The sequence below is a fragment of the Halogeometricum pallidum JCM 14848 genome (assembly GCF_000337095.1).
GTDB classification, from domain to species: Archaea; Halobacteriota; Halobacteria; order Halobacteriales; family Haloferacaceae; genus Halogeometricum; species Halogeometricum pallidum.
Map to the genome: position 1 here is coordinate 58,362 of NZ_AOIV01000008.1, position 25,253 is coordinate 83,614.

A 25,253-nucleotide genomic window follows, 5' to 3' on the forward strand; every position below is an offset into this window, starting at 1 on the left:
CGACATGAGCTATCTCTCACCTCTGCAGTATAGCTAATAAAAGTTCGTGATGTATTCTCGCACGGCTCTGCGACGGTCCGCTCTCACTCCGGCGCGACCACCGCGTTCCGAAGCGTCCCGATTCCCTCGTACCACATCTCCACGTCGTCGCCGGGTTCCACGTCGCCGGGGTTCGCCGGACTCCCGAAGGATATCACGTCGCCGGGGCGGAACGTGTACCGCTCCGAGAGAAACGCGACGATTTCGCGCGGGTCGAACAGCATCTCGCTCGTGTTCGCCTCCTGCCGCAGTTCGCCGCCGACGCGCGTCGTCATGTCGAGGTCCGTCGGTTCCACGTCCGTCTCTATCCACGGGCCGAGCGGTGCGGACCCGTCGAACGCCTTCCGCGCCGTCCGCTTCGGTTGGTCGATGGCGTCGAGGTCGTTCAGGACGGTGTAGCCCCGGACCGCCTCGTCCACCTCCCCGACCGAGAGGTCGTGGCACGTCTCGTCGACGACGACCGCCAACTCGCCGGCGTACGTCAGTCGGTCGCACCACGAGGGGTAGACGATGTCGGCGGCGGGGTCGAGAAACGACGTCGGCGGCTTGATGAACCAGTCGGGTTCCTCGGGCACCTCGTAGTCCATCTGGTCGACCGTCGCCGCGTAGTTCCGTCCGACGCAGTAGAACGCCGACGGTTCGCAGGGGGTCAACAGCGTCGCCTCGGGGTCGTCGCTTCCCCCTCCGTCGACGTTCTCCTCTCGGTCGCTCTCGTAGCCGACGGCGTAGGCGTCGCCGTCGGACGTGACGACGCCGTCCTCGTACTCGCCCGTCTTGATGCTCCCGTCGGCCGTCCGAATGCGCGCTACTCGCATACGCGTTCAGCGGACGACCGGGAACGTATAGCTTCGGTCGGTATCGGGGCGAACGATTTTTCGGTTCGACGGGCGACCCCCCGTCGGTCCGTTCGTCGCGAGTGCAGTTGACCCTCGGGACCCCCGTCAGCCTCTTCGGCGTCCGGGCCCTCTCATCGAACACGTTGCGCGTACTCCTAGCCGGTGCTCACGGGCAGGTCGGACAGCACGCTGCGGAACTACTCGGCGAGAGCGACCACGACGGCGTCGGGATGGTCCGTGCGGAGGACCAGGTATCCGATATCGAGGAACTCGGAATCGAGGCGGTCGTCGCGGACCTCACCGAGGACGAGGACGTCTCGCGCGCCGTCGAGGGCGTCGACGCCGTCGTGTTCGCCGCGGGGTCCGGCGGCGACGACGTGTGGGGCGTCGACCGCGACGGCGCGATACGCCTGATGGAGGCCTGCGAGTCCGCCGGCGTCGACCGATTCGTCATGCTCAGCTCGATGAACGCCGACGCGCCCGAGGAGTCCCCGGAGGCGCTCAGAGAGTACCTGCGGGCGAAGGCCGAGGCGGACGAACGCCTCCGGGAGAGCGACCTGACGTACACCGTCGTCCGGCCGGGTGCCCTGACGAACGAGGAGGGAACCGGCCGGATTCGGACGGGTGCGGACATCGACCGGAAAGACGGCGACGTGCCCCGCGTCGACGTGGCGCAGACGCTCCTCGCCGCCCTCGAAGAAGAGGCCACCTACGAGGTCACCTTCGAGATGCTCTCGGGCGATGTCGACATCGAAGAGGCGCTCTCGAACCCGCTGAACGAGGGATGAACGAGGGATAGCGGCACTCGACGGCGCCGCGTCGCCTCAGTTTCGGCCGCAGAACCGAACCGCGGCCTCGCTCACGATGTCGGCCACTTCCACCACCTCGTCGGTGTAGACGAACTCGCCCGCGCCGTGGATGTTCTCGCCGTCGGGACCGAGGATGACCGTGGGCAGGTCCGCGCGGTCCCCGAGATAGTTGAAGTCGCCGACGCTGGAGAAGTAGCCGTACGCGGGGTCGACGCCGCAGACGGACCGCGTCGCCTCCGACAGCGAGGTCACCAGCGGGTGGTCCTCGTCGGTGACGTACGGCCCGTAGACGATGCCCGGGTCGGGCGCCTCTCTGAATCCGATGTCCACCTCGCTTTCCAATCCCAGTTCGTCGACGACGCGTTCGGCGTCCGCGCGGGCCGTCTCCTTCGTCTCCCCGACGACGACGTGCCTGTCGACCATCAGGCGGGTGCGCTCGGGCACCGACAGCGTCTGACTGCCGCCCTCGATTTTCAGCGGGCAGACCGACCCCGACCCGAGTTTCGGGTGGTCGCCAGTCTCCATGTCGTTCAGGGCGGCGGCGAGTCGCCCGGCGTCGACGACGGCGTTGACGCCCTTCTCGGGTTGGGAGCCGTGGGCCGCCTTCCCGCGGACCTCGATGTCGTAGAACACCCGGCCGCGCGCGCCGAGGAGGAGTGCGGGGTTCTCCATCTCCGACTGCGCGAGGATGGGGCCGGGTTCGGTGACGACGGCGGCGTCGCAGTCGTCGGTGTAGCCGTCGCGTATCAGCCTGTCCGTGCCGAGGCCGTACGGCCCCTCCTCGTCGACGACGGCCGTGAGGAGCACGTCGCCCGCGAGTTCGACCTCGGACAGGGCGTCGAACGCCGTCATCACCGCCGCGAGGCCGCCCTTCATGTCGCAGGCGCCCTGCCCGTACAGTTTGCCGTCCTCGACGCGGCCCGAGCAGGGATCTTCCTCCCACGCCTCGACGAGTTTTACCGTGTCCATGTGGGCGTTCAACAGCAGGGTCGGCGCTTCCGGGTCCGACCCGCTCAGACGCGCGAGGACGTTGTCGCCCTCGTACTCGGTGATGTCCGGTTCGGAGACGTGGTGATACTCGGGGTCGTGGCCCCGCGCGTCCAACCACTCGTGGACGAACTCGCTTATCTCGGCCTCCTCGAAGTAGGGGCTCGGGATGCGGACGAGTTCCCGCAACAGGTCGATGGTCTCCTCGGGGTCCACCGTCGGCGCCGGGTCGCCGGCGCCGTCCCCGGTGCCGTCGCCGCCGGTGTCGGCGTCGTCGTCAGTCATCGCCGGTCCTCCGGATGGCCGGGTCGTACTCGTCGGACGGCACGCCCGGAAGCGTCGCGAGGATGGCCTCCACGTCCACGTCTCGCTGTTGGCCGCGGTACCAGTAGACGGCGAAGACGACGATGCCGACCAGAATCCACGGGACGTAGACGGACAGCGACCCCTGGTACGCCTGCGTGATGAGGCCGCCCGCGCCGAGGGCGCCGACGAGACCGGTGACGCCGAGGAGGAGGGGCCGCGAGAACCCCGCTTCGTCCGCGAGCGACGACCCCGTGAGGAGGACGTACAGCACCGTCACCGAGACGGAGGCGTAGGCGATGAGGTAGCTGAACGTGGCGATTCCGATTGCCTGGCTCAACCCGGTGCTCCAGAACGTGAGCCCGGAGGCGACGAGATAGAGGGTCAGAAGCGACCAGTGCGGCGTGCCGAAGCGGTCCGACACCTCGGAGAACTTCTTCGGGAACACCTCGTCCCACGCCCACGAGTAGGGCATCTTGATGCCCGCCGCCATGACCGCGTGGACGGAGGAGGCGGTGGCGAGGAGGCCGCCGATGGCGACGATGGTCGTGCCGGTGTCACCGAGGAACGCCTCCGCCGCGGTGGCGAGCGGACGGGCCGAGTTCGCGAGGACGGTGTAATCGGAGACGACGCCGTAGATGACCACGGAGGTCAGCACGTAGAGGAAGATGAGGATGGCCGTGCCGCCGGCCATGGCGAGGGGGAGGTTGCGCGAGGGATTCTTCACCTCCGCGCCCATCTGCCCGGCGACGGCGATGCCGATGTAAGCGTAGAACAGGGGCACCGCGGCGGCGACGAAGCCGTCGAAGCCGCCGGTGAAGAACGGCTGGTAGTTCGCGACGTCGACGTTCGCTAACCCGGGGACGACGAGGACGAGAATGGAGACGATGAGGAAGCCGAAGATGATGTTCTGCGAGACGCTGTACCCCTTCGAGCCGACGAGGTTCACGAGGAATAGCACCGTCAACAGCCCGAATCCCGCGAGGGCGGCGTCGACGGAGGGGTAGAACACCTGTAGGTAGCTGCCGAACCCGAGCGCCAACACGGCGTCGGCGGCCATGTAGCCCAGCCATTTCGACCACGTGACGAGGAAGCCGGGGAGGCGGCTGTCGAACGTCCGCGAGACGTAGGCGTATGACCCGGCGGCCCCCGGAAATATCGTCGCCATCCAGCCGTAGTTCAGGGCGATGCACATCGCGAGCACCCCCGAGGCGACGACGACGAGGATGACGCTCGGCCCCGTCGTGGAACTCGCCGTTCCCAGCGTGACGAACAGTCCCGCGCCGAGCGTCCCCGCGACCACCGTGCTCACGGCACCCAAGAGCCCGATGTCGCGGGAGAGACTCCGCCCGTCGTTTACGTCTACCGATGACATGTGTTCGCATGGGTCGCCCACCCGATAAAGGCCCCCTCCCTCTCATGAGAGGGTCCGTCGAACCGGACGGTCAGAGAGCTAGTCGCCGCCGAGCAGTTTCGACTCGGCCTTCCGCAGGTGTTCGAGCAGCGTCGCCTTCGAGACGTCCACCTCGGCGGCGAGTTCGGCCGCACTGGTCTCCCGTGGCCACGCGTAGTAGCCGCGGCGTCGAGCCAACTCGTACACCTCGCGCTGTCGTTCCGAGAGGGCGTCCGTGCGGAACATACCGGTGCCGCCCTTCGGCGCGGTGATGAGTTCGACGCGGACGTCGGCCTCCTTCTCGGCTCGAATCGCCTCCAACCGCTCGTGGACCGTGTGGCGCGACTCGTGGACGAGCACGGTCCACTGCTCGCGGCCGCCCTGCATCCGAACCGGTTCGTCGGGGATGAACCCCCGCGAGACGAGGGCGTCGTTGATGGAGTTGTTCAGGTCGTAGCGGACGACGATGCCACGCGTCGCGCTTCCGGGCACCGTCTCGTCCTCGAAGTCGCCCGTCTCCCACACCGACTCGGTCAGCGGGGAGTCCCGGACGGCGGCGACCAGTTGGTCGAGTTCCTCGGTCGAATCGGCGTAGACGGTGAACCGGCCGTTCGCCAGTCCGTCTATCTCGTGGACGCCGTGGCCGAGGAGGCCGCCGTCCGCCGACTCCGTCACCTCCAGCGTCCAGCAGTCGGGGTGCCAGATGTCCAGACTCACTCTCACCCCCGCCTCCTGGTTCGACATATCGAGAGGAGGGCGACGTGCGCGCAAAAAGCTGTTGCGTCCGCAGATTCGTTCGGAGAGTCGTTCTCGACGGGTTCGTCGCTCTCGGCCGGTGCCCGAGTCGTGACCGCTTTCGCCGCTTAGACCTTACGCGCGAACGCCAGCGTGCCGCTGGTACGCTCGATGAGCGCTCGGACGGTGTCGCCCTCGCGCGCGCCGGTGACGAAGATGGTGTATTTGCCCTTCTCGGCGACGCCGTCGCCCTTGCGACCCGTGCCGGTGATTTCGAGTTCGTACGTCCCGCCCTCCTCGATGGCGGGGCCGGTGTTCGTCTGCGTCTTGGCCGCGCGCTTCTGGACGGGGCGGAACGCACCGCAGGCCTCACAGCGGAGCATGTCGACGCCGTCCTCGGTGACGAGGCGCGTGTCGGGCAGGCCACACTCCGTACAGGTGACGTACTCGGCGACGTACTCGTCGATGGCCGCCTCGAAGTCGGCGACGGTGAACGACCCGTTGTAGCGCGCGCGGTCGCCGTCGAACTGGCCGTTCGTCCCCAGTTCCCGCTGGATGTTCCGGTGGAGGTGCTGGGGTTCCCGGCCGAGGGCGTCGGCGATGTTCCCGAGGTTGGTCAGTCGAGTGAACGCGCCGTCCGTCTCCCCCTCCGGGTCGGGGACGTTGAGGCGCGACTCCTCGTAGTTCCGCTCCGGAAGCGTGTCGAACGCCCTGTCGAGAGAATCTGCATAGTCCATACGGGCCGGAGTGGATGCGGACCTAAAGCCGTTCCGTGTCCCGTGGTGGACGTGGCCACTGAGGTCCGCCCGTCTCACGCTCCCGCACCCTTCAAAGTACGCTTCTCGAGGATATCGGCCGCGATTGCGGCTACTCGTGGCCGCTCACGGGCACCGGCTCGTACGGCCCTTCGAGGTACGCCACGTCCGACTCCGAGAGGTCGATATCCAGCGCTTCCACCGCGTCTTCGAGGTGTTCGACGCTGGAGGTGCCGAGGATGGGCGTCGTCACCCACGATTTCTCGAACTGCCAGGCCATCGCTATCTGCGCCATCTTCACGCCCTTCTCGTCGGCGAGTTCCTGCACGCGTTCGTTTATCTCCGGGCCGCCGCCGCGCGTGTACCCGCGGTCGTGCTCCGACTCGTGTTCGCCGCGCGTCGTCGCGTCGAACTCCTCGTGCGGCCGAGTGAGAAAGCCCGCGCCGAGCGGCGACCACGGCATGACGGCGATATCCTCCTTCTCGCAGAGCGGCAGCATCTCGCGCTCCTCCTCGCGGTAGGCGAGGTTGTAGAGGTTCTGCATCGAGACGAAGCGGTCCAGTCCCAGCGACTCGGAGGCGTGAAGCGCCTCGGCGAACTGGTGAGCCCACATCGACGACGCCCCCAGCGAGCGCATCTTCCCGCGGCGTACCGCGTCGTCCAACGCGCGCATCGTTTGCTCGATGGGCGTCTCGTCGTCCCAGCGGTGGATCTGATAGAGGTCGACGGTGTCCATCCCGAGTCGGTCCAGCGAGGCGTCCAACTCCTGTTCGACGGTCTTCCGCGAGAGGCCGCCGGAGTTCGGGTCGTCCTCGTCCATCTGCCCGTACACCTTGGTGGCGACGACGAACTCGTCGCGGTCGTACTCCGAGAGCACCTCGCCCAGAATCTCCTCCGACTCCCCGTACGAGTAGACGTTCGCGGTGTCGAAGAAGTTGATTCCGAGTTCTATCGCCCGCTCGATGAGTTCGCGGCTCTCCTCCCTGTCGAGGGTCCAACCGTCCCAGTCCGTCCCGAAGCTCATACAGCCGAGACAGAGTTCCGAGACGGTGACGCCCGTCGACCCGAACGTTGTATACTCCATGCGTCGCCTTCGCACAACCGGAAGAAAAGTGTACGCTCGATGGTCCAAAATCTCCGGTTTCGCTCCGGTCGACCGCGTCCCCTCAGTAGCGGTTTCGCTCCAAAGGACGAACGCCGCGTATCCGGCGAGGACGGGCGAAACGGTCCCCGAGACCACGAGCAGGAGGAACGATATCGAGGCGGTTCGGTCGCGGAGACCCATCGTCGTGCAGCCGGTGCCGGAGCCTGCGTACATCTGTCGGACGCGAGGAGACGTAATGGCTCGTTTCGCGACGGCGTCGGATGATAGCGGAAGACGACTGTCCCGGTAGAAGCCGTATACTCATTCTTCGGAGCGGAGACCGCTCGGTATGCCCACCTCCGACCGCCCCCTCCGTCACGCGGCCCCCGTCTCGCTGGCGGTCGCCATCGGCGTGGGCGTCGCCGTCGTCGGCGCCGGCGTCCTCGTCCCCGGCGGGTTCTCGCTCGTTCCGGGGGCCACCGCGCCGTCCGCGGCCCCGACGGCGAACCTCACGACCGATTCGACCGCGACGGCCTCCCCGCCGACTCCGGCGTCCGTCGGGACCGCCGCGCCGACCGAGGCGCCCGCAGAGTCGCCGCCGACGCCGGTACCGACGGCGAACGAGACGGCGGACGCGCAACCCGCGAACGGCACGTGGCGCGAGTACCGACTGGTCGTCGCCTTCAGGAACGACGACATCCAACCGTACTACGAGGCGTCGACGATGCGGGCCGTCGACGCCGTCTTCGTCGAGGAGGGCGTCCCCGTGACGAACGCGGTCATCCCGTTCGTCGGCGGACGGAACATCACCGACGCCGACGACACCTGCGCGTACCTCCGCGAACTCGGCCGCGAGCACCCGGACACCTTCGAGTTCGCCCTGCACGGCTACACCCACGAGAACCGGACCGATTTCTACGGCTCAAGCGAGTTCGGCGCGCAACCGTACGAGACGCAACGCGCGTGGATGCGGGAGGGGACCGACGAACTCCTCGCGTGCACCGGCGAGCGTCCGACGACGTTCGTCCCGCCCATGAACACCTATGACGAGAACACGACACGCGCGGCCGCCGCGGCGGATTACGTCACGGTCTCCGGGGGGTCGTGGTTCACGCGGCAGTACTACGGCGAGGCCCCCGTCTTCGAGAGCGGAAGCGTCGTCCACGTCGCCAGCGCCGGCGGCTACGTCGAGAACTGGGCGACCCTGGAGACGAAGTCGCGCGCGGACCTGCGGGCGGACTTCGACGAGGCGTACGCCGAGGGCGGCACGTTCGTGATGATGATTCACTACCCCGACTTCGACGCGCCCGAGAATCGCGCGGACCTCCGAGCCCTCGTCGAACACGCGAAGTCCCGCGAGGACGTGCGGTTCGTGACCGTCGGCGAGCTCGGCTCGCGGGTGGCGAACGGGACGATGGTCCGGACCGACGACGGGTGGCGCGTCTCCGAGTAGGAGGACCGAGGAGTTAGAACCGCTCGTCGGCGCGTTCGCGCGCCGCGGCGGCGACGAACGGCAGCGTGATGGTGGCGTCGCCGACGACGGTGGCGTTCTTCGCGGACTTCTCTAGCTTCCCCCACGACCGGGCCTCGTCCAGCGTCGCCCCCGAGAGGCCCCCCGTGTGGTCGGGGTCCATCGTCAACTGGACGGCGTAGTCGTACGCGTCGGGGATGGTGAGCATCGTCTGGAGGACGTAGTTTTTGGGCACACCGCCGCCGACGACCATCGCGCCCGCCTTCTCGGCCTCGAACGCGAGATCCGAGAGGTGCGTCATGTCCTTCAGCGCGTCCAGGGAGAACTCGGAGGTCTGCGAGTAGATCCACGCCTGAATCCCGAGCACGGAGTCCTGAATCGCGGGGCAGTATATCGGCACGTCGTTGTCGTACGCCGCGGCGGCGACGCCGGGGTCCTCCTCGATTCCGTCTTCTCTATTTCGTTCGAGGTTCGCCCGCCCCAACTCGGCGGTGAACTCCTGAATCGACACCGTGCGCTCGACCTCCGGGAAGACGTGCTCGCGGAGGTGCCCCTCGAACAGCGCGAAGTGCTCTTGGGGCAGATAGACGTTGTAGATGCGGTCGACCTGCTCGTCGCGCAGGTGCTCGTCGTGGTCGCGCATCGTCTCCCCCGTCGGCGCCGCCTCGTCGTCCGAGGGGTGGGGGTCGTGGGGTTCCGCCCGACCGTGGTGGTGTTTGCCGCCGATGGCCTCGATGGAGTCGTGCGTCAGGTTCGCGCCCGTCGTGACGAGGGCGTCGATGTGACCCTCCTCGATGAGGTCGACGACTATCTGGCGCATCCCGGCGGGCACCATCGCGCCCGCGAGTCCGAACAGGTTCGTCACGTCCTCTCTGCCTATCATCTCGGCGTACACCTCGACCGCGCGCTGAAGCTTCGCCGCGCCGATGCCCGCCTTGCCGTACTCGCCGGTGAGTTCGCCGACGGTCATCCCGCCGCGGACCTGCGCGTGCCCGATGGGGTTCTCGCGGAACTCCTCGCGGTGCGGCGGGCGGTACTCCGATTCGCCGTCGCCGTCGTCGCCGCGGTCCGCGTCGTCGTGACCGTCCCCCTCGTGCTCGTGGCCGTCGTCGCTCATACCATCCGGTGCGCGTCCGCCCCGTTTAGTGGTCGCGGTCCGCGTCGGCGGTCGGCGGTCGGTGGGCGGACCGGACGGGGCCGCCCGGTCGTCCCGCCGTCCTCACAACCCCGTTGGGAAGTCCAGATACGTCACGTCCAGTCCCCACTCCTGTGCGAGGGCGGCGAGGCTCCGCACGCCGAACGTCTCCGTCGCGTAGTGCCCCGCGAGGAAGACGTTCAGCCCCGCCTCGCGCGCCTCGTGGTACGCCTGCTGCTTTCCTTCCCCCGTGACGAGGGCGTCCGCGCCGACGGCCTCGGCCTCCGAGAGCCAGTCGACACCCGAGCCGGTGACGACGGCTACCTCCGAAATCTCGTCGGGTCCGAAGTCGAGCACCCGCGTCGACTCCCCGCCGTTATCGAGTTCGTCCAGCGCCTCGCGGAGTTCCCCGACGGTGTACGTGCGGGAGGCACGGCCGCGCTGACCGATGTGGACGGGACCGAGTTCGCCGAACGGTTCGCGGGACTCGAGTTCGAGGCGGTCGGCGACGCCCGCCGCGTTCCCCCGCGATTGGTGGCCGTCGAGGGGGAGATGCGAGACGTACAGGCCGATGTCGTTCTCCACTAACGGGGCGATTCGGTCGTACGCTCTCCCCGTCACGCGGTCCAGCCCGCCCCACACGAGGCCGTGGTGGGTGACGAGGAGGTCCGCGCCCGCGTCGGCGGCCGCCTCGATAGTCGCCTCGGCGGCGTCGACGGCGAACGCGACGTGTTCTACCTCGCCCTCCTCGGACCCTACCTGCAGACCGTTGGCGCTCGCGTCCACGTCGGCGTACGCCTCGGTGTCCAGTTCCTCGTCGTACCGTGCGACCACGTCCGCGCGGTCCATGCTCATGGCTCGACGGACGGACGGACGCCCGCCGCTTTATGCCCTTGGTCACCGCTCGGGTCGAATCGGCCGGTCGCCTTCGAATCGGCCGACGGCCACGATACCTTTGTGTCCCGGGCCGCTACCGAGTGAGTACCCGTCACCGACGGGCACGTCGTCGGAGGCGTGAACGGACGTCCCCGACGGAGAGACCAACGTCGCGGCTTCGCCGCGAGTGATTATCATGGGTAAGTTCACGAAAGCACTGCGCGCGTGGCGACACCTCCCGCGCGGCACGAAGCGGAGTATCAAGAGCAAGGCACGACGGCTGTTCGGAAGCAAAAAGCGGTAACACCGACCGTTCGTTCTTTTAGTCGGACTCGGTCGCGGCGTCGGCGTGCGAGAAGACGAACTCCCTGAGCAGTTTCCCGGCCAGCGACGCGGCCTGTCCGTCGTCCCGGTCGTTCACCTCGACGACGTCGAAGCCGTCGGCGTGCGGCGCGACGGTGCGGACGACGTCGCGCATCTCCCTCGGTTCCAACCCGAACGGTTCGGGCGTCCCCGTGCCGGGCGCGAATCCGGGGTCGGCGCCGTCGATGTCGACGCTGAGGTACGCCGATTTCCCTTCGAGGCGGTCGCCGAACGCGAAATCCGCGGCGTCCTCGGGAGCGACGACGGTCACGTCGTCGGCGTCGGCGCGGTCCCACTCCTCGGGCGACCCCGTCCGCGCGCCGAGGACGATAGCTTCCTCGGCGCCGAGTTCGTCGAGGACGCGGCGGGTGACGGTGGCGTGGCTCCACTCGTTGCCGTCGTACTCGTCCCGCAAATCGAGGTGGGCGTCCAGACAGACGAACACGTCGGGAGCGACGGCGTCGACGCCGGCGCGGGTGACGGTGTGCTCGCCGCCCAAGAGGAGGGGGACGGCGTCGTCGCGGACGGCGTCGCGGAGCGTCCCGGCCACCCACTCGACGTACTCGGCGGCGTCGTCCCACGGGCGGACGTCGCCCTCGTCGTGGACGAGACAGTCGGAGAAGCGCAGGTCGGTCCGCCGGTCGTAGTCGTCGAATGTCCGGGCGAACCGCCGGATTCTCTCGGGACCGAAGCGGGTCCCGGGTCGGAACGTGGTCGAGATATCCAGCGGGGCGCCCACGACGACGTACGCGGCGTCGTCACGTGATGCGGTTGCCCCGGGAAACATCCCGATCAGACGATCTTACGCTGGCCCTCGTATTCGAGGTACTCGATGTCGTCGTCGGGGGTGAGGTCCTCGTCGTCGGGGATGCGCATCGTGAACGTCTCGTAGGTGTCGAGGTCCATGATCTGGGCGTCCTCGCCCGTCACGGAGACGACCTGTCCCTGCTTTCGCTCGATGATGGGCACCCACACCTTCGCGTCGACGGGTTGGCTGAGCGAGCGCTTCTTGCTGTCGAAGACGCCCTTGCCCTCGATGCGGGCCTTCGCGCTGCCGTGTTTGCCGGGTTTGGCGGTGCTGTAGGCGTTTATCTTGCACGGCGCCTCCTCCATCATCACGTAGCTGCCTTCCTGAAGTTCGCGGACCTGCTTTTGCTCTCTGGGCATACCTCCGCGTTATCGTCTAGCCGGTATAAACGGTTTGGAAACGGCCGACGCGGCGTTCTCCCGCGTGACGGACTCACGAACGCGACGGCGGCCGTTTCCGCATCGGCCGTCGGCGCGCTCAGACCTCGTCGGTGTCGGTCCCGAGCCACGCATCCCGTTCCTCGTCGCGTCTGCGGGAGAGGCTTCCGAGCGCGCCCGTCGCCGCGTTCGGGAGCGTGACGGAGACGAGGATACCCGTCGTCGCCTCGCCGGGCGTGTCGAAGAACGGCAGGAGGTACTCGAACGGGAACGGAAGCGGGCCGTCGCCGACGACGGCGAGTGCGACCAGTCCGGGGATGAGGACGATACCCCACGACAGCGCCGACAGCAGGCCGTGCCACGCGCCGTCGGCCGGGTCCGGTCCGACGAGGTAGCCCGCGACGGCGCTCCCGACGAGGCCGCCGACGAGCGTCACCCGCCCCGTGAGAAAGAAGACGAGCGCCTCGCTGCACGCGGCGAGAGCGAATCCAGCGACGACGGCCCGCCACCGAGTCATTGCCGATATTCTCGGTCGTCCCTCCAGATAAACGTCCGCCTCCGAAACTCAGGTTTGATAAGGGGAGCTACTCCTCGCCGCGTCGCTTCCGCATGCTCTGCCGCGTGAACTGCGGCGTCGTCCGAATCCCTTGCTTCGAGCGGAACGAGCGGTAGAGTTGAATGAGTACCGGTAGCGTCAGCACCGCGGCGACGACGGCGGGGAGAATGCTCGTCTGGTCGAAGGCGTAGAGGATGGCCGTCGAGAGGACGCCGACGGCGAGCAAGACGCCGTAGACGATGCGGCGGGCGAGTTTGTCCAGCACGCCCTCTTTGTCCTGCAACCGGACGTTCACGGTGAGGTTCTCGCGTTCGACCCTGTCCAGCACCCGGTCGAGTTTCGGCGGGACGGTGAACAGCGCCTCCGTCGTCCGCTGGACCTGCTGGCCCGCGTCGCGGACGAGTTCCTTCGCCGTCTCCTCGTAGTAGCCCTCCTCGCGGAGGTAGTCGGTGGCCACGGAGATGAAGTCGAACTCGGAGTCGAGGGTGACGCAGACGCCCTCGACCACCGTCGCCACGCGGAGCACCAACGCGAGGTTCCGGGGGAGGCGGAGGGGGAACTCGTAGATGGTCGACTCCACCTGCTCGATTATCTGCTGGACGCGGTACTGCTCGATGTCCTCGCCGCGGGCGTCGGCGATGGCGAGTTCCATCACGTCGCCCATCACCTGCCGGTCGGCCTCGGGGGACAGCGTCCCCATCTCGATGAGGGCGTCGAGGATGCCGTTGATGTCCTGGTTGGCGACGGAGATGTAGAAGTCGATTATCTTGTCCTGGATGAACGGTTCGACCCGCCCGGACATCCCGAAGTCGTAGAAGATGATGGAGCCGTCCTCGTCGACGGCGAGGTTGCCGGGGTGGGGGTCGGCGTGGAAGACGCCGTCGTCGATTATCATCTGCAGGTAGATGCGCTGGAGGCGTTCCGCCAACTCCGTGCGGTCGATGCCCATCGCGTCGAGCGCTTCCACGTCGTTTATCTTCGTCCCGGGGAGGTACTCCATCGTCAGCACGCGCGGCCCCGAGCGCTCCTCGACGGGTGCGGGAATCTGGATGTCGTCGTCGCCCTCGAAGTTCGACTGTATCTGTCCGAGGATGCGACGCTCCCGGTCGTAGTCCATCTCCTGTCTGATGGTCTTGGCGAACTCGTCGGCCAGGTTTTCGAGCGAGAACGCCCGACCCTCCCCGATGAAACGCATCAGGAGCGGGAGCGACCACTTGACGACCTGCAGGTCCGCCTCGACCAGCGACTCGATGCCGGGGCGGCGAACCTTCACCGCCACGTCCTCGCCGTCGTACCGCGCGGTGTACACCTGGCCGAGGCTGGCGCCGCTTATCGGGTCGTCGTCGAACGACTCGAACGCCTCCTCGACCGGTCCGAGTTCGGCTTCGAGCACCTGTCTCGACTCCGCCCACGGCGCGGGCGGCACGTCGTCTTGGAGGCTCGACAGCACCTCGATGTACGCGGGCGGGAGAATGTCCGGCCGCGTCGACAGCAGTTGTCCGAGTTTGATGAACGTCGGTCCGAGCGTCAGGAGGGAGTCGAGCAGAATCGTCGCCCGTCGCTCCTGCATCTCGGGGGTGACGCTCCGCGACCCGCCGAAGAGGACGAACCGGCGACGGTCCCTCGCGTACGCGGCTATCAGGGGGAAGAACTGGTAGACGACGACGAGGAACCGCCAGTACGAGCGGAGATTGACCAGCGTCACCACCTCACCGCGCCGTCACGCATCCGCGCCGTCGGAACCCGCGATGGGAATGGTCCGTTCCGGGGCGGACTCGCGCTTCGGCAGGCGGATGGTGAGGACGCCGCGGTCCATCTCGCCGTCGGCGCCGGCGCCCGCTGCGTCCGGGGGGAGGGGAAGTTCGGCGTCGAGGAACAGAGAGCGGTCCTCGCGCACGTAGCGGAACTCCCGCGGCAGTTCCTTGTCGCGGCGCGCCTCGATGACGAGACGTCCCTTCTCGACGCGGAGTTCCGCGGTGTCGGGCGTCACGCCGGGGAGGTCCAGGACGATGAGGTACGCGTCGTCGGACTCCAAGAGGTCGGCGAACACGGCGTCCGGCAGTTCCTGAAGCGCGTCCCGCAGTGCAGACATACTCCCCGGTAAGGAGTCCGGGTCGAAAAAGCCCGCGGTCGGGGAGTTCGACGCGTCTAAGTGTTGCGGCCGACCGACGGGACAGCCGGCGATACCGCGGCGGCGGTCACTCCGCGAGCGCCAGTCGGACCGCGTCGGACAGGCCGGCGACCCGGGCCGCGTGCTCCCAGGACTCCTCGCGGATGCCGTTGGTGACGTAGGCGAACCCGACGTTCAGTTCCGGGTCGCCCCAGCCGAAGACGCTCCCGAGTCCGGCGTGGCCGAACATTCGCTCGCGGCTGAGCGACCCGAACATGTCGTTGGCGAGGCCGCCGGTCCAGAAGCCGAGACCGTACCGCGCCGGTCGGGAGAGCGTGCCGTCGGAGTCCGTCTCGGCGTGGGTACGCGTGGCCTCCGCCACCGTCTCCGAGTCGAGCACGCGAGTCCCGTCGAGTTGACCTCCGTTCGCGATGCAGGCGTAGAACCGGGCCATGTCGGCCGCCGTCCCGACGCCGTTCGCCGCCGGAATGACCGCCCGGCGGACGGCCTCGGCGTTGAACGCCTCGGCCGACTCGGCGGCCGGGACGCCGAGTCCCTCGCCGGGGTCGCGGCACCGGTCGAACGCCTCGAACCCCGAGAGGGTGGCCACGTCGTCGTCCTCCTCGGGGCCCAGACCGATGGAGGTGCGCTCCATCCCCAGCGGTTCGAATACGTTCTCAGCGACGAACTCGTCCACGTGCTGTCCGCTGAGACGGCGGACCAGTTCGCCGACCAGCCACCCGTAGTTGAAGGTGTGGTACGCGGGCGTCTCGCCGGGGTCGAACACCGGCTCTATCTCCTCCATCGCCCGCACGACGGCGTCCCAGTCGCCCCACTGCTCGGCCGCGTCGTCGAACTCGCCGTACGGGACGCCGGCGGTGTGGCTAAGCACGTGGCGGAGCGTTATCTCTGACTTCGTCGTCCCGGCGTCGGCGAACTCGGGCCAGTGTTCGACGACGGCGTCGTCGTAGTCCGCCTCCCCGCGTTCGACGAGTTGGTGCAGGCCGACGCCCGCGTACGGCTTCGTACACGAGAAGAGCAGGTGCCGCGTCTCCGAGGTGGTCTCCCCGCCGTCCGGACCGCTCGTCCCGCCCGCGAAGTTCGCCGCGAGTTCCCCGTCGACGTAGACGGCCAACTGCGCGCCGTGGTGTAACCCGACCGCCAGTTGGCGGTCGAACGCCGCTCGGAGTCGCTCCCGGTCGCCGTCGGTGAGTCTCGCCATGTCTCGAATGAAAGTGGAGGTACGATAAGCGTTGGCCGGCAGGTCGAAGCGTCGGGGCATCGTCCCTTCCCGCCCCGCCGCCCCGCGGAGCCTTTTACCGTCGGCCCGCAACGACTCGGTATGACGAACGCGCACGACCGGCAGACCGCCGGGTTCAAAGAGCGCACGCGGGTCGCCGAGGCGCGCGAGACGCTCCTGTCGGCGGCGACGACGCACGGACGGACCGAGAGGCTTCCCCTCGGACGGGCCGACGGGCGACCCATCGCGGAGGCGGTGACGGCGCCGAACCCCGTGCCGAACTACGACCGCGCGGCGATGGACGGGTGGGCCGTCCGCGCCGAGGACACGTTCGGGGCGTCCGACCGGTCGCCCGCGGTTCTCCGCCTCGCCGACGGTGACGCTAAGTCGACGCCCGACCGCGCGGTCGACCCCGGGTCGGCCGTCCGCGTCCACACGGGCAGCGAACTCCCGGCGGGTGCGGACGCGGTCGTGATGGTCGAACGCGCCGACGCCGTCGGGGAGGAGTTGGAGGTGTTCGACGCCGTCACGGACGGCGAGAACGTCGGCGAGACGGGCGAGGACGTCGCCGACGGGCAGCGACTGTTCGACCCCGGCCACCAACTCCGCCCCTCGGACCTCGGTCTCCTGAAATCCGTTGGGATAGACGAGGTGTCGGCGTACGAGTACCCCACGGTCGGCGTGGTTCCGACGGGCGAGGAACTCGTCCAGTCGGACCCCGACCCCGGCGAGATAATCGAGACGAACGGGCTCACCGTCTCGCGTCTGGTCGAACGCTGGGGCGGCGTGGCGACGTACCGCGACGTGGTGACCGACGACGAGGCGGCCCTCCGCGCCGCCGTCCAACGCGACCTGACGAAGGATATCGTCGTGACGACGGGCGGGTCCTCGGTCGGCGAACGCGACCTGATTCCCGAAGTCGTCTCCGAACTCGGCGAGGTGCTCGTTCACGGCGTCGCCCTCAAACCGGGCCACCCCGTCGCCCTCGGAATCGTCGAGGAGACGCCCGTCGTGATGCTGCCGGGCTACCCCGTCGCCTGCATCGTCAACGCCGTCCAGTTCCTCCGGCCCCTCCTCAAGCGCGTCGGGAACCTCCCCGAGCGACCGTTCCCGACCGCCGAGGCCCGCCTGCGGCGGAAGATTCCGAGCGAACCCGGCGTTCGGACGTTCGCGCGCGTGCGACTCGACGACGGTGACGCGAACGCCCACGACGGCGCCGAACGGACGGCCGAACCCACCCGCGCCGACGGGTCGGGCGTGCTCTCCTCGGTCGCCCTCGCCGACGGGTGGGTGACCGTCCCGGAGGGTCGGGAGGGCTACGCCGAGGACGAGACGGTGACCGTCGAAGGATGGGAGTGGTCCGCGTGAGCCGAAAGGAGTTCCGCGACCTGGCGGACCCCGTCGAGGCGCACGAGGCTATCGCGGGCCTCGACCTGACCCCCGAGGCGGAGACGGTCCCCCTCCGGGAGTCGCGCGGCCGCGTCCTCGCCGAACGAGTCGACGCCGGGATGGACGTCCCCGGGTTCGACCGGGCGAGCATGGACGGCTACGCCGTCCGCGCCGAGGACACCTTCGGGGCCGACGAGGGGTCGCCGCGGGAACTCGCCCTCGTCGGCGCGGTGCACGCGGGCGTCGAACCCGACGTGACCGTCGGCGACGGCGAGGCGGCCGAAATCTCGACCGGCGCGGTGATGCCCGACGGCGCGGACGCCGTCGTCATCGTGGAGCGAACGGAGGAGCGAGGCGGGAACGTGGTCGTCCGCGACGCCGTCGCCCCCGGCGACAGCGTGATGCTCGCCGGCGCGGACGTGGCCGCCGGCGCGCGCGCCCTCGGTCCGGGGACGCTGCTCACGCCGCGCGAAATCGGCCTGCTGTCGGCGCTCGGCGTCGACGAGGTGCCCGTTCGCGGAAAACCGACGGTCGGTATCGTCTCCACCGGCGACGAACTCGTCCGACCGGGAGAGCCCCTGAACAGCGACGCCGGGCAGATATACGACGTGAACAGCTACACCGTCGCCACCGGCGTCGAGGAGGCCGGCGGCGAGGTCCGGACGTACCCCCACGCCGGCGACGACTTCGAGGAGATGGAGCGTCTGTTGATAGAGGCGGCCGAGGAGTGCGACCTCGTCCTCTCCTCGGGGTCGACGTCGGCCTCCGCTGTCGACGTCATCTACCGCGTCATCGAAGAACGCGGCGAGTTGCTCCTGCACGGCGTCTCCGTCAAGCCGGGCAAACCCATGCTCGTGGGAACGCTGGGAACGGGTGAGTCGCCCTCCGCGTACGTCGGCCTGCCGGGCTACCCCGTCTCGGCGCTCACCATCTTCCGGACGTTCGTCGCGCCCGCGATTCGCCGCGCCGCCGGCTTGCCCGAACCGCGGACGGCGACCGTCTCGGGGTCGATGGCGGTCCGCGAGCGCTACGGCGAGGGCCGGATGCGCCTCATGCCCGTCGGCCTCGTCGAGGACGAGGGCGGCGAGACGCTCGTCTACCCCGTCGACAAGGGGAGCGGGGCGACCACCTCGTTGGTCGAGGCCGACGGCGTGGTAGAGATTCACCCCGACACCGACTATCTCGCCGAGGGCGAGTCCGTCGAGGTGCGCCTGTTCTCGCCGGACGTGCGCCCCCCGACCCTGCTCGGCGTCGGCGAGGACGACCCGGCGCTCTCGCGCCTCCTCGACCGCCTCGACGCGCCGCGCTTCCTCCCGGTCGGCACCCGCGAGGGCCTCCGCCGACTCCGGGGCGGCGTGCCGGACGTGGCCGTCGCCACCGGACCGGTCGACCGGGACGTCGACGCCGTCGAACTGGGTCGGTGGACCCGGGAGTGGGGGCTCGTCGTCCCCGCCGACAACCCCGAGAGCGTGACCGGCCTCGCGGACCTCGTAGAGCGGGATCTGCGTTTCGTCAACCGCGGCACCGATTCCGGACTCCGGTCCTCCCTCGAAGCGGCCCTCGGCGACTTGGCCGACGACCGGGGAGCGAACCGCCGCGACCTCGCGGACGCGATTTCGGGCTACGAACTGACGACGAAGGCGACCGAGAGCCCCGCGCGGGCCGTCCTGCGCGGGAAGGCGGACGCCGGACTCGGCCTTCGGGCCACCGCCGAGCACCTCGGGATGGCGTTCGTCCCCGTCGGCCGCGAGTCCGTGCGCGTCCTCGCCAACCCCGAACGCACGAAGAAATCCAGCGTCGAGGCGTTCGCGTCGGTGCTCGAAGCGGCCGGCGACGTGTTCGACCGCCTCGACGGGTACGAACCGAACTGACAACCGACTGACTCACACATCAGTCAGCACGAAATTTTTTGTGGTATGAGACTAACCGACGTGGTATGTCCCTCGCATCGACCGTCCTGCATGTCGACGACGACCCCGATATGCTGGAACTCTCCGCGCTCTCCTTTCGTCGCGCCCACGGCGACGAGGTCGAAGTGCTGACCGCGTCCGACGCTGAAGAAGGCTTGACGCTGCTCGATTCGCACGCCGTCGACTGCATCATCAGCGACTCGCTCCGCCTCGCGGACGACACCGCGTTCATCGTCGCCGCGCGGCAGCGAATCGGCGACGTGCCCATCATCTTCTACACGGCCAAGGAGTGGGACGACGTCGCTCTCGACGCCTTGGAGGCGGACGTCTCCGAGTACGTCAGGAAGGCGGAGGCCGACGGCATCACCGCCGTCGTCGAACGCGCCCGCAAACTCGCCTCCCAGGACCGCGCTCCGACCGTGACCGAGGCGCAACTGTTCGAGGGACGGCCGTGCGAGACCACCGAGGAGGCCGTGGGGACGTTCCCCGCCGAAATAGAGGGCGGGCCGTGGACCATCATCGGCGTCCACGACTGGGACGTCGACGACGAACTCGGGACCACCATCGCGCAGGTGCTCGCGGCGTACACCGGCGTCGACGTCCTCGAATCTGAGCCCCTGTTCTCGTCGCTCGACACGGAAGCGTTACAGTCGATGCTCGAACCGCGGGGCGACGGAGCGCCCCGCTACGACATCTACGTCCGGTTTCCGTACGGGCAGTACGAGGTGTCCGTCTCCAGCGAGGGCTTCATCGCCGTCCGCCGCCTTCCGGAGACGGGCTACGAGTGAGTCGGCTACTCGGGGACGAATCCGCCGTCGGTGGCGACGCGACGGGTCCGTAGGTCGTCGAACGAGTCGACTCTGACGTCCGCGAGGACGCACCGACCGCGACGTTCCGGCGGGTGACGCTCGACGTGGAGGCCGTCGAGGCCGGCGTTCCACGCGGCGCCGATGTCGCTGGATCCGTCGCCGGCGAGGACGCCGCGCCCCTCTTCCGGGTCGACGCCCAACGCCCGCATCGCGTGCTGGACCGGCGCGGGGTCCGGCTTCCAGCCCAGTTCTTCGGTGCAACAGACCACCGTGTCGAACCAATCCCGGAGGTCGAGGTGGTCGATGACGGGCTCTGCGAGGAAGCGCTGACAGTGCGTGACGACGCCGACCGGTCGGTCCTCGACGACATCGCGGAGGAGGCGGGCGGCGTCTTCGTGGAGGTACGTCGCCTCCGCGCGGGCCTGCGGGTCCTCGACGGCGTGGAACGCCGGCCAGAACTCGGCGGGGTCGATACCCCACTCGCGCAGTTGCGGGTCGCGGGCGCCCCCGAGGCCGTGCCAGAGTATCTCGGCCTCGCGGTCGGTGAACTCCCGGCCGAGACTGTCGCTCACCCGGTCGAACACCTCTCGGGTGTACGACCAGTCGGCGTCGACGAGCGTTCCGTCGAGGTCGAACAGCCAGAAGTCGTATGCGTCGGAAACCATCAGGAGACAGTGATAGGGTTTCTCTCGCTATATGTGTTTCGTCGGTACTGTCCGATTAACGGACCGGTTCACGCTTCCTCGACCCGGATGCTCGACCCGAGGTATTTGTGGAGCGTCTCGCGCGCCGAGTCCGCGTTGAACGGGGTCGGGTCCGCCGCTATCTCCGCTCGCAACGCCTCCATGTACGCCTCGTCGGCGCGCAACTCGCGGAACGACACCGAGTCGACGGGGACCGACAGCCACCCCTCCGCGAGTTCGCGGGCGTGATGCCCGTCGTTCACCTCGCCGCGCCAGAGGGCGTCGCGGAAGAACAGCCAGTCGCCCTCGCCCGGGTCGTCGGCCGCCACTTCGACCACCGTCTCGAAGGTCCGTGGGTCCGTTCGGACGCCCGCCTCGGCGTCGAGGCGGAATCGGACTCGGAAGACGTACGCGGCGTCCACGGCGCTATCGCTCGTCGTCGAAGAGGTCCGCGAGTCGGATGTCCTTCTCCGTGATGCCGCCCTCCTCGTGGCTCGTCAGGCGAACTTCGACCTCCTCGTAGTTGATGATAATCTCCGGGTGGTGGACCTCCTCTTCGGCTACCTCGCCCACCTGCGTGACGAACTCGATACCCTTCAGGTAGTCGTCGAACTCGTAGGTCTTCGTTATCTCGTCGCCGTCGCGTTCCCAGCCGTCGGGAAGGCGGCTTTGTATCTCGTCGTCTTCGAGTAGCTCGGCCATAGTGGTGCGTCGGACGCCGTCCGAATAACGTTTCTCCCCGTTCCCGAGTCGTCAGTCGTCCGAGAGGCTCTCTAAGACGTGCTGGGGGACGTCGGCGTCGTCCGGGACGTCCTCCGGGACGTTCTCGGGGCGTCCCTCCCGCGGACCCGACGGCGCGCCGAGCGAGGGTTCTTCGCCGCCGAAATCGGGGTCGAACAGCGTCATCGCCGTCTGGATGGTGTCCCAGTCGTCCTCGACGGCGGCCTCGCGGAGGCTCTTCGTCGGCGCCGACAGCAGTTGGCCGACGAGGGCGTCCGCGAGCGCCGACACCGTCTCGCGCTGCTCGTCGGTCAACTCGCCCTGCGCCTCTAGCTTCGACAGCGCCGTGTCCAGTTCGCGCCCCTTCACGCGCTCTGCGGCCTCGTACATCCCGCTTATCGCCTGATCGGCGCGCTTGCGTTTGAACGATTCGAGCAGTCGCTCGAACTCCTCGTCTATCATCGCCTCGACGCGCTCTGCGGCCTCGCGGCGGCGTTCGCGCGTCTCGTCGGTGACCGCCTCCAGACCGTCGATGTCGTGGACGACGACGCCCGGCACGGCGTCGACGCCGGGGTCGACGTCGCGCGGTTGCGCGATGTCGATGAGCGTCGTCTCGCCGCCGGTTTCGACGTGGGCGTGCGAGAGGACGTAGTCGGGACTGCCGGTGGCCGAGATGACCACGTCGGCGGCCTCCACCGCCTCGTCGACGGCCGCGAGCGGAATCGCCCGCGCCGGCACGTCCACCTCCGCGGCCACGTGCTCGGCGTGCGGGACCGTGCGGTTGGCGACGACCAGTTCGGCGACGCCGGCGTCAGCGAGTGATTTCGCCGCCAGCGCGCCCATCTCGCCCGCGCCGACGACCAGCGCCGTCGATCCGGCCAGCGCCGTCTCGGACTCCGACTCGGCGAGACGGACCGCCGCCGACCCCAGGGAGACGGCGCCCTCGTTTATCGCGGTCTCGGTCCGGGCGCGTTCGCCGACGTGGACGGCCTTCGTCACCGCGTCGTCGAGCACCCGCCCGATGCCGCCCGCGCCGCGGGCGTCCTCGAAGGCGCGTTTGAGTTGGCCGAGTATCTGGTCCTCCCCGAGGACGAGCGATTCGAGCCCCGCCGCGACCCGCATCAGGTGGCGGAGGCTCTCTTCGTGGCTCATCTGGACGACGACGCCGTCGCGGACGTGGGGGGCGAAGTCGGCGAGGGCGCGGCGGCCGGCGGCCTGTGCGTCGGTGACGACGTAGGCCTCGGCACGGTTACACGTCTGCAGGGCGAAGGCCTCGGAGACGCCCTCGTGCGCGAGGAGGGTCTCGATGACGGAGCGGACGTCCTCGCTGGACGCGGACTCTATCTCGTCGACGGTCGCGCGCTCGTGAGAGACGCGAACGCCGGAGATGACTCCTGCGCTCCTCATCGTTCTCCCCCTCCAGTGTTACGTATCACGCGGTCTGCCTCTTGGCGGGCCTTAGATTCCCCCGTACGTAAAGCCTTCCACACGCGTTCCGATCGCACGACGGCGCGCACCGCGTCCCGCCGTTCGCGGGGCGTGCGGTCGCTCTCGCGCATCTCCTCGCGTAGGCGCCCGGTCAGTTCCGCCATCGCGCCCGCACCCTCGATTTCCGCTTCGATTCGCTCGCGCAGGTGCTTCGAGAGGGCGGGGCTCGCTCCGCCCGTCGAAATCGCCACCCGCACGTCGCCGTCCTCGGCCGTCGCGGGGACGACGACGCTCCCCGCTCCCTCGCGTTCGCCGCTCACGTCCGCGCGGTTCACCAGCGCGCCGGCCTCCCGGGCGGCGCGTTCGGCGGCGTCGTTCACCGCTTCGTCGTCCGTCGCAGCGACGACCAACGCCGGCGAGTATCGGGCGACCCAGTCGGCCACCTCGGCGGGCGTCGGCGACGCCTCAACCAACTCGGCGCCGCCGTAGTCGTCCGCCCCGAACTCGAACGCCGGGGCGACTACGGTCACCTCCGCCTCGGCGGCGAAGCGCCGCGCCTTCCGCGCGCCGACGGCGCCGCCGCCGAAGACGAGCACCGATTCCTCCGTGAAGTCGTGGTACAGCGGGATCACCGATTTCGCACCTCCCTCTCGTTCGCTCGTCTGCTCTCGTGTCCGCTCGCGTTCGCCGTTCTCACGCTCGTCACTCCGTGTTGGCGTCCGCTCGCTCGTCCATCCTGATTCCCGTCTTCTTGAGGATGCGCGTCGAGAACAGCGTGTCCCAGTCGCCCTGCTCCTCGTCGGTCGTCCGCGGGCCCACGTCCCAGTGCTCGGCCATCACCTCGCGCACCCGTTCGATTCGCTCCTCGCTCTCCGCCTCCGAGCGCCCGTGCGTCATGGCGAAGAAGTTGTACGGCCAGACCCCCTCGTGGCGGGGCCGCCGGTAACAGTGCGTCACGAAGTCCAGCGACGCGACGGCGGGGCCGACGTCGTCGACCACGTCGTCGGGGACGTCCCAGACGGTCATCCCGTTCTCGGTGTAGCCGAGGGCGTAGTGGTTCGGGATGACGCCGACGCGCCGGACCTTGCCTTCGAGTTCGAACCGCTTTATGGTCTCGACGACCCAGTCCGTCTCCGCGCCGAGGGCGGCCGCCACGTCGGCGTACGGCGTCTCGGTCACCGGGAGGCCGCCCTGTATCTCCAGCACGAGGTCGCGTTCGGCCGGCGTCAGCGTCCGGCGGTTCTCGGGTTCCACGTCGGGACCGAGATGCGAGAGGTCCACGTCGCCCGCCGGAATCGGCCCGTCGAGCATGAACTTCGCCTCGACGCGGAACTCGTCCTCTTTCGGTAAGTTGTACGTCGGTTGACCCGTCTCCGCCTCTATCTCCGCGAGCACCTCCGCGACGCGGTCCTCCTCGGCGACGCTCACGACGAACCACATGTTGAGGTGCGGGTGCTCGCGTTCGTAGTTGTGCGCGACCTCCCGGTGGGCGTTCACCAGTTCGGCCACCTCCTCGAATCGGTCCTCGGGGGCGTGCATGGCGACCAGCGTCGCCGTCCCGCCTATCTCCTCGGCGTTGACGAGGGCGCCGAAGCGCGTCAGCACGCCCGCCTCGTCGAGGTCGCGGACGCGGTCGAGGAGTTCCGCGGCGCTCACGTCGATACCGCGCTCTCGGAGCGCCGCCGCGGCCGGTTCGAAGGGTCGCTCGACCACGGGAAACCCCCCCTGAAACGCGTTGACGACGGCTCGGTCGAGGTCCGTCAACTCGGCTCTGTCGACGTCGGCCCTGCTCATGGTCGTCCCTCGGAAGTCCGCGAGGATAAGCGTCTCGGAGCGGGCGGTTCGGTCTCTCGAAGGGGATCGCTCACCGTCTCGCTCCAGACGACGCCGGACCGAAAACGTACGGTTAGCTATAGACGAACGGGCGCTCTCCTCGCCCGACCGCCGCTACGGAACCGGCGTCACGCGGTCGACGCGGTCGAGGGCTTCGAGGTCGGAGACGAGGCCGTCTTGGTCGACGTTCGCCTCGTAGTAGAACACGAGGTCGAAGGTCCCGTCTCGGAGGAGTTGCTGGCACTCCCAGACGAACGCCTCGTCGTCGAGGGTGAGTCCCTGGAACTGGTTCGAGGCGAAGTCCGTGTCGTCGTTGCCGGCGTAGATGTACGTCTCGCCCTTCCCGGCCCGCCCGGAGATGACCTCGTTGATGTCGACGGTGAGTTCCTGCATCTCCAGGTCCTCCTCGCTGCCGAGGTCGGTGTGGACGACGGCGCCGAGGAGTTCGATGTCGCCGGGTTCTAAGAGCGCCAGCGTGCGTTTGTAGAGGTCCTCGTCTACTGTCTCGCTCATACCCGACGGTGGGCGAGGAGGGATAAACGGGTGGCGGTTCGTCCGCGGCGGCGCGGGCGCGATCCTCCGAACGTGACCTGCTATCGACGTT

At 68.7% G+C, this 25,253-nt stretch carries 27 protein-coding genes; 5 read left to right on the plus strand and 22 right to left on the minus strand.

What is annotated here, in order from left to right; all coding sequences use genetic code 11:
* Positions 1–83: 83 nt before the first annotated feature.
* Positions 84–854 carry a fumarylacetoacetate hydrolase family protein gene (locus C474_RS04595; protein ID WP_008384445.1) on the minus strand — a complete coding sequence of 257 codons (771 nt, stop codon included), beginning with the start codon at positions 852–854 and terminating at the stop codon, positions 84–86.
* A 164-nt stretch (positions 855–1,018) separates the two neighbouring features.
* On the opposite strand from C474_RS04595, the gene C474_RS04600 reads away from it, so the two are divergent.
* Positions 1,019–1,663, plus strand: coding sequence for an SDR family oxidoreductase (locus tag C474_RS04600; protein WP_049916740.1), 645 nt, complete (start codon positions 1,019–1,021; stop codon positions 1,661–1,663).
* A gap of 36 nt (positions 1,664–1,699) precedes the next feature.
* Here C474_RS04600 and C474_RS04605 read toward each other — a convergent pair whose 3' ends face one another.
* The 5 genes from C474_RS04605 to C474_RS04625 form a co-directional block, all read right to left on the minus strand.
* Positions 1,700–2,956, minus strand: coding sequence for a M20 family metallopeptidase (locus C474_RS04605; RefSeq protein ID WP_008384448.1), 1,257 nt, complete (start codon positions 2,954–2,956; stop codon positions 1,700–1,702).
* Complete coding sequence (locus tag C474_RS04610; RefSeq protein ID WP_008384450.1) at positions 2,949–4,349, minus strand: APC family permease; 1,401 nt, start codon at positions 4,347–4,349, stop codon at positions 2,949–2,951. The genes C474_RS04605 and C474_RS04610 overlap by 8 nt, the downstream gene beginning before the upstream one ends.
* A 78-nt stretch (positions 4,350–4,427) precedes the next feature.
* Entirely contained in the window at positions 4,428–5,111 is a 684-nt protein-coding gene (locus tag C474_RS04615) for a helix-turn-helix domain-containing protein (RefSeq protein WP_008384452.1), read from the minus strand.
* 119 nt (positions 5,112–5,230) lie between these two features.
* Complete coding sequence (locus C474_RS04620; RefSeq protein ID WP_008384454.1) at positions 5,231–5,839, minus strand: translation initiation factor IF-2 subunit beta; 609 nt, start codon at positions 5,837–5,839, stop codon at positions 5,231–5,233.
* 130 nt (positions 5,840–5,969) lie between these two features.
* Complete coding sequence (locus tag C474_RS04625; RefSeq protein WP_008384456.1) at positions 5,970–6,941, minus strand: aldo/keto reductase; 972 nt, start codon at positions 6,939–6,941, stop codon at positions 5,970–5,972.
* A gap of 349 nt (positions 6,942–7,290) precedes the next feature.
* On the opposite strand from C474_RS04625, the gene C474_RS04630 reads away from it, so the two are divergent.
* The gene (locus C474_RS04630; protein ID WP_008384457.1) at positions 7,291–8,394 is read left to right on the plus strand and encodes a DUF2334 domain-containing protein; all 1,104 of its coding nucleotides are present in this window, start codon (positions 7,291–7,293) and stop codon (positions 8,392–8,394) included.
* Positions 8,395–8,407: 13 nt separating this feature from the next.
* Here the strand turns inward: C474_RS04630 and C474_RS04635 are convergent, their stop codons facing one another.
* From C474_RS04635 to C474_RS04670, 9 genes are all read right to left on the minus strand, one after another.
* A complete protein-coding gene (locus C474_RS04635; protein WP_008384458.1) occupies positions 8,408–9,529 on the minus strand; it encodes a deoxyhypusine synthase in 1,122 nt (373 codons plus the stop codon).
* 102 nt (positions 9,530–9,631) lie between these two features.
* On the minus strand, positions 9,632–10,396 hold the full coding sequence (locus tag C474_RS04640; RefSeq protein WP_008384459.1) for a Nif3-like dinuclear metal center hexameric protein: 765 nt from the start codon (positions 10,394–10,396) through the stop codon (positions 9,632–9,634).
* A gap of 48 nt (positions 10,397–10,444) precedes the next feature.
* On the minus strand, positions 10,445–10,621 hold the full coding sequence (locus tag C474_RS22300) for a hypothetical protein (RefSeq protein WP_160166818.1): 177 nt from the start codon (positions 10,619–10,621) through the stop codon (positions 10,445–10,447).
* 124 nt (positions 10,622–10,745) lie between these two features.
* On the minus strand, positions 10,746–11,573 hold the full coding sequence (gene speB, locus C474_RS04645) for an agmatinase (RefSeq protein ID WP_008384460.1): 828 nt from the start codon (positions 11,571–11,573) through the stop codon (positions 10,746–10,748).
* Positions 11,574–11,578: 5 nt separating this feature from the next.
* Positions 11,579–11,953 (minus strand): translation initiation factor IF-5A, encoded by a 375-nt coding sequence (locus C474_RS04650; protein WP_008384461.1) that lies wholly within the window; start codon positions 11,951–11,953, stop codon positions 11,579–11,581.
* A 118-nt stretch (positions 11,954–12,071) separates the two neighbouring features.
* A complete protein-coding gene (locus C474_RS04655; protein ID WP_008384462.1) occupies positions 12,072–12,488 on the minus strand; it encodes a DUF5518 domain-containing protein in 417 nt (138 codons plus the stop codon).
* Positions 12,489–12,555: 67 nt separating this feature from the next.
* Positions 12,556–14,235 (minus strand): ABC1 kinase family protein, encoded by a 1,680-nt coding sequence (locus C474_RS04660; RefSeq protein WP_008384463.1) that lies wholly within the window; start codon positions 14,233–14,235, stop codon positions 12,556–12,558.
* A 12-nt stretch (positions 14,236–14,247) separates the two neighbouring features.
* A complete protein-coding gene (locus C474_RS04665) occupies positions 14,248–14,619 on the minus strand; it encodes an Hsp20/alpha crystallin family protein (protein WP_008384464.1) in 372 nt (123 codons plus the stop codon).
* A gap of 106 nt (positions 14,620–14,725) precedes the next feature.
* Positions 14,726–15,859, minus strand: coding sequence for a serine hydrolase domain-containing protein (locus C474_RS04670; RefSeq protein WP_008384465.1), 1,134 nt, complete (start codon positions 15,857–15,859; stop codon positions 14,726–14,728).
* Positions 15,860–15,979: 120 nt separating this feature from the next.
* Here C474_RS04670 and C474_RS04675 point away from each other — a divergent pair, with 120 nt between their 5' ends.
* The 3 genes from C474_RS04675 (at position 15,980) to C474_RS04685 (ending at position 19,964) form a co-directional block, all read left to right on the plus strand.
* A complete protein-coding gene (locus C474_RS04675) occupies positions 15,980–17,245 on the plus strand; it encodes a molybdopterin molybdotransferase MoeA (protein WP_008384466.1) in 1,266 nt (421 codons plus the stop codon).
* Entirely contained in the window at positions 17,233–19,137 is a 1,905-nt protein-coding gene (locus C474_RS04680) for a molybdopterin biosynthesis protein (RefSeq protein ID WP_083861951.1), read from the plus strand. Before C474_RS04675 ends, C474_RS04680 begins: the two co-directional genes overlap by 13 nt.
* 65 nt (positions 19,138–19,202) lie before the next feature.
* The gene (locus tag C474_RS04685) at positions 19,203–19,964 is read left to right on the plus strand and encodes a HalOD1 output domain-containing protein (RefSeq protein ID WP_008384468.1); all 762 of its coding nucleotides are present in this window, start codon (positions 19,203–19,205) and stop codon (positions 19,962–19,964) included.
* A 5-nt stretch (positions 19,965–19,969) separates the two neighbouring features.
* Here the strand turns inward: C474_RS04685 and C474_RS04690 are convergent, their stop codons facing one another.
* The 7 genes from C474_RS04690 to C474_RS04720 form a co-directional block, all read right to left on the minus strand.
* Positions 19,970–20,650, minus strand: a complete 681-nt coding sequence (locus tag C474_RS04690; protein WP_008384470.1) for an HAD family hydrolase — start codon at positions 20,648–20,650, stop codon at positions 19,970–19,972.
* Positions 20,651–20,718: 68 nt separating this feature from the next.
* Entirely contained in the window at positions 20,719–21,090 is a 372-nt protein-coding gene (lwrS, locus tag C474_RS04695; protein ID WP_008384471.1) for an LWR-salt protein, read from the minus strand.
* Positions 21,091–21,094: 4 nt separating this feature from the next.
* Positions 21,095–21,370, minus strand: a complete 276-nt coding sequence (locus C474_RS04700; RefSeq protein ID WP_008384472.1) for a 4a-hydroxytetrahydrobiopterin dehydratase — start codon at positions 21,368–21,370, stop codon at positions 21,095–21,097.
* A 51-nt stretch (positions 21,371–21,421) separates the two neighbouring features.
* Positions 21,422–22,795: a glutamyl-tRNA reductase gene (hemA, locus tag C474_RS04705; RefSeq protein WP_008384473.1), complete on the minus strand. Its 1,374-nt coding sequence runs from the start codon at positions 22,793–22,795 to the stop codon at positions 21,422–21,424.
* Positions 22,792–23,448, minus strand: coding sequence for a precorrin-2 dehydrogenase/sirohydrochlorin ferrochelatase family protein (locus C474_RS04710; protein ID WP_008384474.1), 657 nt, complete (start codon positions 23,446–23,448; stop codon positions 22,792–22,794). Before C474_RS04710 ends, hemA begins: the two co-directional genes overlap by 4 nt.
* Positions 23,449–23,518: 70 nt before the next feature.
* Positions 23,519–24,610 carry a siroheme decarboxylase subunit beta gene (ahbB, locus tag C474_RS04715; protein ID WP_008384475.1) on the minus strand — a complete coding sequence of 364 codons (1,092 nt, stop codon included), beginning with the start codon at positions 24,608–24,610 and terminating at the stop codon, positions 23,519–23,521.
* Positions 24,611–24,763: 153 nt separating this feature from the next.
* Positions 24,764–25,162, minus strand: coding sequence for a DUF5778 family protein (locus C474_RS04720; protein WP_008384476.1), 399 nt, complete (start codon positions 25,160–25,162; stop codon positions 24,764–24,766).
* Between the last annotated feature and the right edge of the window lie 91 nt (positions 25,163–25,253).

Bases quoted from the DNA above. Each gene is read 5' to 3' on its own strand.
- C474_RS04595 (WP_008384445.1), bottom strand. From the start codon at position 854: ATGCGAGTAGCGCGCATTCGGACGGCCGACGGGAGCATCAAGACGGGC.
- C474_RS04605 (WP_008384448.1), bottom strand. From the start codon at position 2,956: ATGACTGACGACGACGCCGACACCGGCGGCGACGGCACCGGGGACGGC.
- C474_RS04610 (WP_008384450.1), bottom strand. From the start codon at position 4,349: ATGTCATCGGTAGACGTAAACGACGGGCGGAGTCTCTCCCGCGACATC.
- C474_RS04615 (WP_008384452.1), bottom strand. From the start codon at position 5,111: ATGTCGAACCAGGAGGCGGGGGTGAGAGTGAGTCTGGACATCTGGCAC.
- C474_RS04620 (WP_008384454.1), bottom strand. From the start codon at position 5,839: ATGGACTATGCAGATTCTCTCGACAGGGCGTTCGACACGCTTCCGGAG.
- C474_RS04625 (WP_008384456.1), bottom strand. From the start codon at position 6,941: ATGGAGTATACAACGTTCGGGTCGACGGGCGTCACCGTCTCGGAACTC.
- C474_RS04630 (WP_008384457.1), top strand. From the start codon at position 7,291: ATGCCCACCTCCGACCGCCCCCTCCGTCACGCGGCCCCCGTCTCGCTG.
- C474_RS04635 (WP_008384458.1), bottom strand. From the start codon at position 9,529: ATGAGCGACGACGGCCACGAGCACGAGGGGGACGGTCACGACGACGCG.
- C474_RS04640 (WP_008384459.1), bottom strand. From the start codon at position 10,396: ATGGACCGCGCGGACGTGGTCGCACGGTACGACGAGGAACTGGACACC.
- C474_RS22300 (WP_160166818.1), bottom strand. From the start codon at position 10,621: ATGATAATCACTCGCGGCGAAGCCGCGACGTTGGTCTCTCCGTCGGGG.
- speB (WP_008384460.1), bottom strand. From the start codon at position 11,573: ATGTTTCCCGGGGCAACCGCATCACGTGACGACGCCGCGTACGTCGTC.
- C474_RS04650 (WP_008384461.1), bottom strand. From the start codon at position 11,953: ATGCCCAGAGAGCAAAAGCAGGTCCGCGAACTTCAGGAAGGCAGCTAC.
- C474_RS04655 (WP_008384462.1), bottom strand. From the start codon at position 12,488: ATGACTCGGTGGCGGGCCGTCGTCGCTGGATTCGCTCTCGCCGCGTGC.
- C474_RS04665 (WP_008384464.1), bottom strand. From the start codon at position 14,619: ATGTCTGCACTGCGGGACGCGCTTCAGGAACTGCCGGACGCCGTGTTC.
- C474_RS04670 (WP_008384465.1), bottom strand. From the start codon at position 15,859: ATGGCGAGACTCACCGACGGCGACCGGGAGCGACTCCGAGCGGCGTTC.
- C474_RS04675 (WP_008384466.1), top strand. From the start codon at position 15,980: ATGACGAACGCGCACGACCGGCAGACCGCCGGGTTCAAAGAGCGCACG.
- C474_RS04685 (WP_008384468.1), top strand. From the start codon at position 19,203: ATGTCCCTCGCATCGACCGTCCTGCATGTCGACGACGACCCCGATATG.
- C474_RS04690 (WP_008384470.1), bottom strand. From the start codon at position 20,650: ATGGTTTCCGACGCATACGACTTCTGGCTGTTCGACCTCGACGGAACG.
- C474_RS04700 (WP_008384472.1), bottom strand. From the start codon at position 21,370: ATGGCCGAGCTACTCGAAGACGACGAGATACAAAGCCGCCTTCCCGAC.
- hemA (WP_008384473.1), bottom strand. From the start codon at position 22,795: ATGAGGAGCGCAGGAGTCATCTCCGGCGTTCGCGTCTCTCACGAGCGC.
- ahbB (WP_008384475.1), bottom strand. From the start codon at position 24,610: ATGAGCAGGGCCGACGTCGACAGAGCCGAGTTGACGGACCTCGACCGA.
- C474_RS04720 (WP_008384476.1), bottom strand. From the start codon at position 25,162: ATGAGCGAGACAGTAGACGAGGACCTCTACAAACGCACGCTGGCGCTC.